Below are 12,024 nucleotides of genomic sequence, written 5' to 3' on the forward strand. Positions count from 1 at the left end.
GCGGGAATAAAATCCCATTCAGACGCCGGATAGATTCAAGCAAGCCAATTTATCGTCAAAATCGGTGTTGCAAAAACGGGAGTGACCATAGATTCCGTTCTCGTAGATTGTCAGCCGCTGCGCTGGGTCGGTCAACTTACCCCCGTCCAGCACCCACCGGCACATCATTGACGCTATTTCTTTTGCTGCGGGATCTATGGTTGATGGGGTGCCAGCATTAGCCTGGTAGGCCATAAGAAACGCCGCGGACATAATGAGTGTGTGGCGTAGTTTCATGAGAGATCCCTTAGTTCAGATTGCATCCAATGCGGAAGGCATTGCCGATTTCAGTGTATTCAGCACGGCTTGCGCCCGTGAGCTTAGTGGCTTCACTGCTGAAGTGCGTATTGTCGCGGGTGCATTTTTCTGGCGTGGATTGCGCGCCTTTGAGGCACATAGAGTACGCAACAGACGGATTAGCGAACTGGGTACGCTGGGCGTAGCCTTCGCACACAGCAGTTGCACGGGCCTGCTTCTGGCGAGCGGTCATCGGTTTGATTGCCTTACTATTGGCAGCCTTCAGCTTATAGCAGCTCAGATTACGCGAGCGGGCAGCTGCCTCTAGGGCTTTTGAGCGGCTAAGATTGTCGTTGTATTCAGGATGGCTGGATGGGTTAACGTTCAGGCTCGGCTGTATCGCGTCAGATGCCTGGCAAAGTTGCTGATCGCTGTATCTGGCAATCTCCGCTGCCTCTATCGCGGCTTTGTCTGGCTGCGGGGCTTTGGGTGCGGGAGTAGCGCATCCTGCTAATGCCAGCGCCAATGAGGCGGCTAATAGTCGTTTCATGGGTTCGAGTGCCCTGTATGCAAGTTGTAGAAGGGATCAGTTTGGAGATCGGAAATTATTGTACGTTCAGCGCGGTATTTAACCACTAATACCCGTAACGGATTGATTTAGAGCCAGTGGCTATCGCTTTTAAATTATCGCCTAATCAGTATCGCATTTAGGTTATCCGATTAGCCAAAAACCGCGGAAAACGGCGTATAGCGCGGGAGTTCACCCTACTTCGATGATTTGGCCTGTTCAAAAAACAGGCTTACCGTACAATATTGTCCGTTTCCCAAACGGCCCCCAAGATGGACGGGTACAGAATATGCAAATCCTTGAATCGACAGCTACTCAAGAAGTTGAGCGCAAAGTCATCAATAAGATGAAGAATGAATGGCGTTATGAAAAAGGAAAACCGAGAATGGATCTCAGAATAATCGCCACGTTACGTCCCCTCAAACGGTAGCACCGCCATGATGGGGGCTGCGCCGAAGAACCTGATTGTAATGAAACGGCGGCGTTGCGGCGGTTCTTCCTTATTCTGCCACACAGCCATACCAGGTTGACTCTCTCTCTGGCCGAAAGACTACCATTGGATAACACGGATTCATTCCACTAATAGTTGGTTCTAGGCTGTGCCCCTTAATCACCTGAGATATAGTAAATATTTGTTTTTAAATCATATCAATCATAACTGGCTACAACCTTCCTGACGAAGCATGGACCATCTAGCCCTTGTTGGGGGTAGTTTGGATACTCGTTCCTTTGTCATTTTAAGAGCAGCGGCGGTGTACTTAAGATAAAATCGCCTAAATAACAGAAGCTAAGCGCCCAATAACAGGATAAATAATGACAAGTCTTCAGCAGCGCGCAGAGTTACACCGCCAAATATGGGCAATCGCCAACGATGTACGAGGTTCGGTCGATGGGTGGGATTTCAAACAGTACGTCCTTGGCGCGCTCTTCTATCGCTTTATCAGCGAAAACTTCTCCAGCTACATTGAAGCCGGTGACGAAAGCATTATCTATTCATCACTTGATGACAGCGTCATTACGGATGACATTAAAGACGATGCCATCAAAACCAAGGGCTATTTCATTTACCCGAGCCATCTGTTCTGCAATGTCGCCGCGAAAGCCAACACCAACGACCGACTCAATGCCGATCTAAACAGTATCTTTGTGGCGATTGAAAGCTCGGCATACGGCTATCCGTCTGAGGTCGATATCAAAGGTCTGTTTGCTGACTTTGATACCACCAGTAATCGCCTGGGAAACACCGTTAAAGACAAGAACAGCCGCCTGGCTTCCGTCCTGAAAGGTGTGGAAGGCTTGAAATTGGGCGATTTCGATGCTCACCAGATTGACCTGTTTGGCGATGCCTATGAGTTTCTGATTTCCAACTATGCGGCGAATGCCGGCAAATCAGGTGGCGAGTTCTTTACCCCACAGCACGTCTCTAAGCTGATTGCGCAACTGGCAATGCATGGGCAAAACCAGGTTAATAAAATCTACGACCCAGCGGCAGGCTCGGGTTCACTGCTGCTACAGGCGAAGAAGCATTTCGATAACCATATCATCGAAGAAGGCTTTTTTGGTCAGGAGATTAATCATACGACCTTTAACCTGGCCCGTATGAATATGTTCCTGCATAACATTAACTACGATAAGTTTAATATTATGCTGGGTAACACCCTGACTGATCCACACTTCAAGGACGATAAGCCCTTTGATGCCATCGTCTCAAATCCGCCGTACTCGGTGAAATGGATTGGCAGCGATAACCCGACGCTGATTAACGATGAGCGCTTTGCACCGGCCGGCGTGCTGGCCCCGAAATCGAAAGCCGACTTTGCGTTTGTGCTGCATGCCCTGAACTACCTGTCAGCCAAAGGCCGCGCGGCCATTGTCTGCTTCCCTGGCATTTTTTACCGGGGTGGTGCTGAGCAAAAAATTCGTCAGTATCTGGTCGATAATAACTACGTTGAAACCGTGATCTCCCTAGCGCCTAACCTGTTCTTTGGCACCACCATCGCGGTGAATATTCTGGTGCTGTCAAAACATAAAACCGACACCGATGTGCAGTTTATTGATGCCAGCGGGCTGTTCAAAAAAGAGACCAACAACAACATCCTGACTGATGCGCATATTGGGCAGATTATGCAGGTGTTCGACAGCAAGGCTGATACCGACCATCTGGCGAAATCCGTGCCAGTTGAGGCCGTTGCCGCCAATAACTACAACCTGTCCGTCAGTAGCTATGTCGAAGCCAAAGATACGCGTGAAATTGTTGATATCATCGAGCTGAATGCCGAACTGAAAGCCACGGTCAGCAAAATCGACCAATTACGCAAAGAAATCGATGCCATTGTGGCCGAAATTGAAGGCAATGAGGCGCAGGCATGAGCGAGTTAAGTTATCTGGAAAAACTGCTGAATGGTGGTGAGATTGAGTGGGTTTCATTAGATTCAATTTTCGACATTTTTGCAGGGGGTGATGTACCAAAAGATGCATTATCAAACATTCAAACTGAAGAATATAATATTCCCATACTGTCCAATGGTATTGGTAATAATTCTTTATATGGTTGGACAAATAAAGGGAAAATCAATTCACCTAGTTTAACCATATCAGCCAGAGGAACTATAGGCTGGACAAGTTATAGAGATACGCCTTTTTTCCCGATAGTACGCCTTATTGTTTTAACACCTAAAAAAGAATTAAATTTGAAGTATGCTTATTACTTTATGAAAATGATTGAGGGTGATTACAAAACGCCTAAAACGGGAATTGCGCAGCTAACAAAACCAATGTTAAAAGATATTAGACTCCCGGTACCTTGCCCCTCCACCCCGCGAAAGTCGCTCGCTATCCAGTCTGAAATCGTCCGGATCCTGGATACCTTTACCGCCCTTACCGCTGAGCTTACCGCTGAGCTTACCGCACGTAAAAGACAGTACAACTACTATCGCGACCAGTTGCTGAGTTTTGAAGAGGGCGAGGTTGAGTGGAAGACACTGGGGGATGTAACCAAAAAATGGTACTCAGGTGGAACACCTACAGCAGGCAAAGCTGAGTATTACGAAAATGGAGATATCCCTTGGTTAAGGACGCAAGAGGTTAAATTTAGCGATATCGACAGTACTGAAATAAAAATAAGTCGAGTTGCGTTAAAAAACTCTGCGGCAAAATGGATTCCAGAAAATTGCGTCATTATTGCTATTTCAGGCGCAACGGCGGGACGGTCTGCTATAAATAAAATTCCTTTAACAACTAACCAACACTGCGGTTGTTTAGAAATTGATGACTCAAAGGCATTATATCGTTATGTCTTCCATTGGGTAAGCTTCAATTATGAAAACATTAAGTCGCTGGGACAAGGTGCCAGGGGCGATCTAAACTCAACCATTATAAAGAAATTCAAACTTCCTATACCTTATGCAACCGATCCTGATAAATCACTGGAAGAACAAGCTCGCATTGTTGAAATTCTGGACAAATTCGATGCACTGACCAGCTCAATCACTGAAGGCCTGCCCGGTGAAATCGCCCTGCGCCAAAAGCAGTACGAATACTATCGCGATTTGTTGTTCAACTTCCCCAAGCCTGCTGACGTCGCTAACTGACACCGACAGGCATGCAGCAACCGTCCGGTCAGCGTGCTGTTTCTGACCGGGATTATCGACAACCACTTTTCCGCGCCGGTAGCGTTGTATGCTTTTCTGCCGGTTTTTCCCCCACTGGCACACAGGATGCGCTATGACCCAAGAGACACACGCCGTCGCCGAGACTAATAATTTCATTGTCCTCGATAAATATACCAAAGCCTGGGAAGCCGCTGACAGCTACCAGAGCGAGTCGGACCTGGAGCGCGAGCTGATTCAGGACCTGCGCAATCAGGGATATGAGTTTGTCTCGCTGCCCTCGCAGCAGGCGATGCTGGCCAACGCGCGGACGCAGATTCAGGCCCTGAACGGTGTGACGTTTAACGACGGGGAGTGGCGACGCTTCTGTGAGCAGTACCTGGACAGCCCGAGTGACAGCAGCCTCGACAAGACCCGTAAAATCCATATCGACTACATTTGTGACTTCACTTTTGATAACGGCCAGCTGGAAAACGTTTACCTGATTGATAAAAAGAATCTGGTGCGCAACAAGGTGCAGGTCACCCAGCAGTTCGAGCAGGCCGGCACGCACGCTAACCGCTATGACGTCACGATACTGGTCAATGGCCTGCCGCTGGTCCAGGTTGAACTTAAAAAACGCGGCGTGGCCATTCGCGAAGCCTTTAATCAGATACACCGCTACAGCAAAGAGAGCTTTAACAGCGACACATCCCTGTTCAAATACCTGCAGCTGTTTGTCATTTCCAACGGCACCGACACCCGCTACTTTGCCAATACCACCAAGCGGGATAAAAACAGCTTCGACTTCACCATGAACTGGGCGAAGTCCGACAATACGCTGATAAAAGACCTCAAAGACTTTACCGCGACCTTTTTCCAGAAACATGCCCTGCTTAATATCCTGTTTGACTACAGCGTGTTTGACAGCAGCCAGACGCTCCTGGTCATGCGGCCCTATCAGATTGCGGCGACGGAGCGCATTTTATGGAAAATCAACAGCGCTTTTGCCGCAAAAGGCTGGTCAACGCCGGAGGCGGGCGGGTTCATCTGGCACACCACGGGTTCAGGCAAAACCCTGACCAGCTTCAAGGCCGCGCGGCTTGCCACCGAGCTGGACTTTATCGACAAGGTGTTCTTCGTGGTTGACCGTAAAGACCTCGATTACCAGACCATGAAGGAGTACCAGCGCTTCTCACCGGACAGCGTCAACGGCTCGGATAACACCGCCGGTCTGAAGCGCAACCTGGAGAAAAACGACAATAAAATCATCGTCACCACTATTCAGAAGCTTAACAACCTGATGAAAGGGGAAGCCAACCTGCCTGTGTACCGCCAGCAGGTGGTGTTTATCTTTGACGAGTGCCACCGCAGCCAGTTCGGCGAAGCGCAGAAAAACCTGAACAAAAAATTCAAACGCTTTTATCAGTTTGGTTTCACCGGCACGCCCATTTTCCCACAAAACGCACTGGGGGCAGAAACCACGGCCAGTGTGTTCGGTCGCGAGTTGCATTCTTACGTGATCACCGACGCCATTCGGGATGAAAAGGTCCTGAAGTTCAAGGTGGACTACAACGATGTCCGGCCGCAGTTCAAGGCACTGGAAACCGAAACCGACGAAAAGAAACTCAGTGCGGCTGAAAGCCAGCAGGCCTTTTTACACCCGCGCCGTCTTGAGGAAATCACCCGGTATATCCTGACCCACTTTCGTCAAAAAACGCACCGCACCTTTCCCGGCGCAAAAGGCTTTAACGCCATGTTTGCGGTCAGCAGCGTGGATGCCGCTAAAGCCTATTATGACGCCTTTAAACAGCTACAGCGCGACGCCTCCCCGGACAGCGACATGCCTAAGCCGCTGAGAGTGGCCACCATCTTCTCTTTTGCGGCCAATGAGGAACAGAGTGCTGTCGGCGACATTACCGATGAGAGCTTTGATGTCAGCGCCATGAACAGCAGCGCGAAGGAGTTTCTGGATGCGGCAATAGACGACTACAACGGCCACTTCAAAACGAACTTCAGCACCGACAGCAACGGTTTTCAGAACTACTACCGTGATTTGGCGCAGCGCGTGAAAAATCAGGACATTGATCTCCTTATCGTGGTGGGCATGTTCTTAACCGGCTTTGACGCCCCGACGCTGAATACCCTGTTTGTCGATAAAAACCTGCGCTATCACGGACTGATGCAGGCCTTCTCGCGCACTAACCGTATTTATGACGCCACCAAGACCTTTGGTAATATCGTCACGTTCCGCAATCTTGAACGCGCAACCATTGATGCCATCACGCTGTTCGGTGATAAGAATACCAAGAACGTCGTTCTTGAAAAAAGCTATACCGAATATATGGACGGCTTTAAGGATGTGGTAACCGGCGAGGCCAGGCGCGGCTTTATGGATATCGTTACCGCGCTGGAGCAACAGTTCCCAGACCCGACTGACATTGACAGCGAGAAAGAGAAAAAAGCTTTTGTGAAACTGTTTGGCGAATACCTGCGCGCCGAAAACATCCTGCAAAACTACGATGAGTTTGCCAGCCTAAAAGCCCTGCAGCAGGTCGATACCAATGACGCTGCAGCGGTAGAGGCCTTCAAGGCCGCGCATTATCTGGATGATGAAAAACTCGCTGAACTTCAGACCATTCGCCTGCCGGCAGAGCGCAAAGTGCAGGACTATCGCTCGGTGTACAACGATATCCGCGACTGGCAGCGCCGCGAGAAAGCCGCCGGGGACAAGGACAAGTCCACGACCGACTGGGAGGACGTGGTGTTTGAGATTGATTTGCTGAAGTCACAGGAAATTAATCTGGACTACATCCTTGGCCTGGTATTCGAGCATAACAAGCAGAACAAGGGCAAAGCGGCCCTGACTGAAGAGGTGCGGCGGCTTATCCGCTCCAGCCTGGGTAACCGCGCCAAGGAGGAGTTGGTCGTTGATTTTATCCAGCAGACCAACCTCGATGACATGCCGGATAAGGCCGGTATCATTGATGCGTTCTTTACCTTCGCTCAGCGGGAACAGCAACGTGAAGCGGATGCGCTAATAAAAGAGGAGAACCTTAATGAAGAGGCCGCCAGGCGTTACATCCGTACCTCGCTGAAGCGCGAGTATGCGACGGAAAACGGAACTGAGCTTAACGCGACGCTCCCAAAACTCAGCCCGCTAAATCCGCAGTACAAAACCAAGAAACAGACAGTATTTCAGAAAATCGGAGCATTCATTGAAAAATTCAAAGGCGTCGGTGGCGGGATTTAATTCACGTATATGGTTGTACACGGATAACCGCTTCCTTGCATTTGATTTATGCCGCTAAGCGGCATGAAGGCGACAAACGATGTTTCCTGTGACGTCAAGGGCTCCATGTCGCCGGAAACGCGGCGCAGCCGCCCAGGTTTGATAGATATTACCGATGCCAACCCCTCGCCCTGCCAGACCATTCCCGCTCACAGCAACGATACGTTAATGTACGCGGTCGGAGTGGTCCTGGCGAAGCCAGGGCGTATCTCCGCGTTAGCGCCTTTGGCGCTTACGAGCGTGTAATTCAGAGCTAAAGCCACACTTCTCAAAGCGACACAGCTTTAATAGTTACAACATTCACTTTTAAAGCCACTCTGTTCCCGGCCTTTGGCCGGGGGCGGGGCGGCTTTTCAGGTGGGCGGAGGGGTTGCGTTTGCGCTCGGTGCTGGGGGTTGATGTGGGTGAGGTCTGGTGAATGTTGTAACTAATATAACAGGTGTTATGCCCCGGCTTGTCCGGGGTGCTACTTCTTCTTTTGCCCTGGCAAATGATGGGGGTGTTCAGGTGTGGTTGCCCTGAGCAGAGCGAAGGGAGCTACTCCAGATGCCATGCCGTAGGCTGGCTCAGGAGTACTCTTTCTTTAGAAAGCTTGTTTTGTTCAGAAGTAACGTTCGAAATTAATCCTGTCTGAAGAGGGGTTTTCGAAGTTAATGGGATGCCTCGACCGGGAGAATTATCTCTTCGAATTTAAACGATTATTTCTTAATCAGACGCTGGCCAGCGCCGTATCGTGAGCATGCCCCGACCGTCGCCGGTGCACATTTTGGCGGACAACAGACGTGGGGAAGCCTGCCAGGCATCCGCGAACGGAAAAAATGCCAGCATAAGGCCCGCGAGAATCGCAGGAAGGGGAAAGGTTTAGAGAGGAATGTGGTTAAGACAGAGGAACGCCGGCGCGTTCAAGTAACATCTGATAGAACTTCTCGGCATTGGTGGCCAGCAGCGTCGGGAACTCGACTTTGAGAGCGCTTTCCAGTGACATTTGCGCGACCATCGTCAGTTGGCCGGCGGCTGTATAGCGACGCCAGGCATTCTGGTAACGGCTTGTCTCTTTGGCCGGACGCAGCTGCCGCACTTTACGCGCCTGTTCGTCAAGAACGGCGCCAATATCCGCCTCAGTGCGCGCTTTTTCATCGCGCAGCTCCGGGCTGACAACCCAGCGTTTTATCTGTCTCAGCCGGTTTTTGAGGGAATGGTGGCGGTCAATACTGATGCCCAGACGCGCCATTTTGAGCAGGTGACGCTGATATTTCTGCTGCATTGACTCCGCCAGTCCGCTGGCTACCGCCCACTGGCGATATTTATGCAACCACTCCCGGATGCTTTCAACGGCGATGCCGCGTGAAGTAAAGCATTTGTCGGTGAGAAAAATTCGCATGGGCTTGTTCTGGCCAGAGTCGGCGTCGCGGTCGCGGTGTATTACCACGTAGTCCAGCTGTTCCATCACCCGCAGGGCATGCAACAACACGTCATAGGCCTTGCGACCGTTCTCATAAACGTGCAGCGCATTCATGCGGCGGGCAATCTCTTCCACCGGCAGCATCATTTCGAAAAGGTAATCGCTGTCCGGGCTGTAGTCACAATTTGCGGCCAGAACTAAAGAGAGAGAGGTCAGCGCCTCACGGCTCTCAGAGCGTGGGGTAATCCGCATGGGTTTAGGGGTAAAGGAAGGGTCAGACGCACGGGAGTACGGCGTGTAACCAGTACGGCGAAGCGCGATCAAATCGGCATTTCGCCGCCAGTCATGCTGACGGAAGCAGGCCACCACTTTTGCAGCCATGCCGCGCGGCGTTTTGCCCGTGTAGGCCGGCTGGTTGTTGCGGTGCGTCTTCGACTGGCCTTTGCGCAGACGGTTAGCCTCACCCCGGCGCGAAGGACGATAGACACTGGCAGAAACACTGTTTGCTACCGGTGAAAACGGAAACAGTTGTTCAGACACGGCTCCCAACGCTTATGTTGCGCCGGAGGAGTTGACCTTTAAAAGGCATAAATCTATACTCCCTATATAGAGTAACAAACTCTATACAGTTTTAGTGAGCCCCGATTATCTTCTCCTGAGTCGCCAAACCTAGGAAGATTTTCGGGGTTTTTGCTTATATGGGCCTGTAAGTATCTCAATCAGCACCCATTCCCTGCCACCTTATGGCGTGGCCAGCCAGAAATTCTCTACTCGATCAGTAATCTCGTACTCAATGTGCCAACCATCAAAAATGTGAAATCTTTACATCTAAAACACCACGTTCAAGCAATTCACGCTCGGGTAAACCTTCAATAAACTGCGCCTGTGTAAGCCCTTCTTCACTCGCAGATTTCAATCAGAGAGCTCCTTTCTTTATGCGTTTCACGCTTACGTACAATAGCGCCCAGCTGTCTTTGGCTGGCAGACATTGGTTTACCTTTTCGATATGCGCGTTTTAATCCAATGGGGAAGTTTTTGCATTGTCAGCTTGTGGCATCTCCACCTCCCCATGTTTTATAAGAGAATATGTAGAGAATACTAGAGCTTTTTAACTTTATGTCAGGCATGAGCAACGTTGGCGCGCTGCTCATATTGTTGAAGTGACGAGCTGAGTTTCGTTAATCGTTAATAAGCAGAGTGCCAGTCTTTCCCTAACGCCCAGCGAGACTGCCAGTGAGTTAGATAGGTTTGTGCCAGGTCAGGCACATCGTGCAGTACCAGAGCGTTCTCTGAATTCGACCGCGCGGCAGACAGGGTATAGTTATATGATCCGGTTTCGACCGTCTGGCCATCAACGATAATCACCTTGTCATGCATGATTTTAAACTGACTGACGGTGCGCACCGGGATCCCCGCATTCACCAATAAATTCATCGCGGCCACACTGGCTTTCCCGCGATTGCCGCCCTCATCCAGTACCACCTGGACGTCGACGCCCCGTTTCTTTGCTTCGACCAGGGCCCCGGCAATGTCGGGCGAGGTAAACGAGTACCCCATCAGGCGAATGCTTTGCCGGGCATCATTCACCGTTTGCAGTACCAGCTGCTGCGCGCTGCCTTCCGGTGAGAATCCCACCTGTACCGACGGGGCCGCGCTGGCGGTGCAAACGCCCACATTCAATAACATGGTCAGTAAGGCCACCCGCAATCTGTTGTTCTTCATCAGTCTGTTTCCTCCTGGTAGGGCAATGCATAAATCCCTGATGACACACTGGCGGTCAGCAGGCAAAAGGAACCTTCGCCACAGGACGCGTCCCAGGTCAGGTTTTCCGGCACGCACTTGGTCAGACAGGTAATGGCCACCTTCAGTGCCTCATGGTGCAATCCCGGATGCGTTCTGAAACACACCCGCTGATGCTCGATATCATCATCGCTGAACATAAAGCCATGCAGGTCAAAAAAGTGGATCGACAGTGCTTTTTCACACTTCATCGTTTTTCTCCTGACACCGCGCAAAGCCACCTCATATCCGGTGGCCTGCACGACCTCGCTTTATTTCATCGCATTATCGATGGCCTGCTGCATCACCTGAGCGGACACGACGCCCGGAATGACAGTCGTGTTGTCAGCGGTCGCGTTCTCTGCCGGCATCACGATGATCCCCGGCGTCCCGGTTAATCCCAATAGCTCTGCCAGCGCACTGTTACCCGCGATCAGGGCATCTGCCGCTGTGCGGTTCGCGACGTCTTCTTCTCCTGCGCCCGCTGCCGTGGCCACTTTTTCAATATCGTCTGACGTCAGTTTCCCTTCGTTATGGCCGGTGCCGTAAATCCCGTTGTGGTAGGCCATATAGGCATCAGCCCCCTTCTGTTTCCAGATGGCCAGACCACGGCGTGACGCCTGCGTAGACTCGGGGTAATGCCCGGCAAAAATCGTCCAGTCACGAAAAGCAAACCTCACATCCGGGTTGCTGACCATGACCTGCTCCATTACCGGGGCCATCATGTTGCAGGCGATACATTCGTAATCAAAAAACTCGGTCACAATCACTTTCGAATTTTGCGGGCCTTTCACCGGCACGCCATCAAGCTGCATCAGCAGCCGGTGCCCCTTCAGCACCGACTGTGCCATCAGCTGTGCCTTGATGGCTGCCTGCTGTGCCTGCAGCTTTTTGCTCACCTCGATAAGCACCTGCGGATGGGCCACCAGGTAGTCGGCGGCAATCTCGCCGATGCGTGACTGCTGTGCCGGTGTGAACTCTTCCGGCTCTGCGGCGCCGGCGTGGATTGAGCCGAAAGTAAAACTCAGGGCGAGCGAAAGCGCCGCCGCGTTAAAACGGTTTGTCATGATGATGTCTCTCAAAGAAGGATCCCGGGGTCACCGGTGAATAAAAGATTGTG

At 51.1% G+C, this 12,024-nt stretch carries 9 protein-coding genes and 1 pseudogene; 3 read left to right on the forward strand and 7 right to left on the reverse strand.

Going from position 1 to position 12,024, the window contains the following annotated elements; all coding sequences use genetic code 11:
• Positions 1-18: 18 nt before the first annotated feature.
• Both AC0Z7K_RS22775 and AC0Z7K_RS22780 read right to left on the reverse strand, forming a co-directional pair.
• Positions 19-276 (reverse strand): hypothetical protein, encoded by a 258-nt coding sequence (locus AC0Z7K_RS22775; protein WP_001567333.1) that lies wholly within the window; start codon positions 274-276, stop codon positions 19-21.
• A 10-nt stretch (positions 277-286) separates the two neighbouring features.
• Positions 287-826: a hypothetical protein gene (locus AC0Z7K_RS22780; protein ID WP_001567334.1), complete on the reverse strand. Its 540-nt coding sequence runs from the start codon at positions 824-826 to the stop codon at positions 287-289.
• Between the two features lie 831 nt (positions 827-1,657).
• Here AC0Z7K_RS22780 and AC0Z7K_RS22785 point away from each other — a divergent pair.
• The 3 genes from AC0Z7K_RS22785 to AC0Z7K_RS22795 all read left to right on the forward strand — a co-directional run bounded on the left by AC0Z7K_RS22785 (position 1,658) and on the right by AC0Z7K_RS22795 (position 7,684).
• Positions 1,658-3,214 carry a type I restriction-modification system subunit M gene (locus AC0Z7K_RS22785; protein ID WP_485616075.1) on the forward strand — a complete coding sequence of 519 codons (1,557 nt, stop codon included), beginning with the start codon at positions 1,658-1,660 and terminating at the stop codon, positions 3,212-3,214.
• Entirely contained in the window at positions 3,211-4,434 is a 1,224-nt protein-coding gene (locus tag AC0Z7K_RS22790) for a restriction endonuclease subunit S (protein WP_485616076.1), read from the forward strand. The genes AC0Z7K_RS22785 and AC0Z7K_RS22790 overlap by 4 nt, the downstream gene beginning before the upstream one ends.
• Positions 4,435-4,567: 133 nt before the next feature.
• Complete coding sequence (locus AC0Z7K_RS22795) at positions 4,568-7,684, forward strand: HsdR family type I site-specific deoxyribonuclease (protein WP_485616077.1); 3,117 nt, start codon at positions 4,568-4,570, stop codon at positions 7,682-7,684.
• Between the two features lie 916 nt (positions 7,685-8,600).
• Here AC0Z7K_RS22795 and AC0Z7K_RS22800 read toward each other — a convergent pair.
• From AC0Z7K_RS22800 to AC0Z7K_RS22820, 5 genes and pseudogenes are all read right to left on the reverse strand, one after another.
• A complete protein-coding gene (locus AC0Z7K_RS22800; protein ID WP_485616078.1) occupies positions 8,601-9,665 on the reverse strand; it encodes a Replication protein in 1,065 nt (354 codons plus the stop codon).
• A 265-nt stretch (positions 9,666-9,930) separates the two neighbouring features.
• A pseudogene (locus tag AC0Z7K_RS22805) lies at positions 9,931-10,182 on the reverse strand (RepB family protein).
• Positions 10,183-10,310: 128 nt separating this feature from the next.
• The gene (locus AC0Z7K_RS22810; RefSeq protein ID WP_485616079.1) at positions 10,311-10,847 is read right to left on the reverse strand and encodes a phospholipase D family nuclease; all 537 of its coding nucleotides are present in this window, start codon (positions 10,845-10,847) and stop codon (positions 10,311-10,313) included.
• The gene (locus tag AC0Z7K_RS22815) at positions 10,847-11,116 is read right to left on the reverse strand and encodes a hypothetical protein (RefSeq protein ID WP_485616080.1); all 270 of its coding nucleotides are present in this window, start codon (positions 11,114-11,116) and stop codon (positions 10,847-10,849) included. Before AC0Z7K_RS22815 ends, AC0Z7K_RS22810 begins: the two co-directional genes overlap by 1 nt.
• Positions 11,117-11,176: 60 nt before the next feature.
• A complete protein-coding gene (locus tag AC0Z7K_RS22820; protein WP_485616081.1) occupies positions 11,177-11,971 on the reverse strand; it encodes a DsbA family protein in 795 nt (264 codons plus the stop codon).
• Between the last annotated feature and the right edge of the window lie 53 nt (positions 11,972-12,024).

It is taken from the genome of Rahnella sp. 1L-D-7-B-C2 (assembly GCF_057290995.1).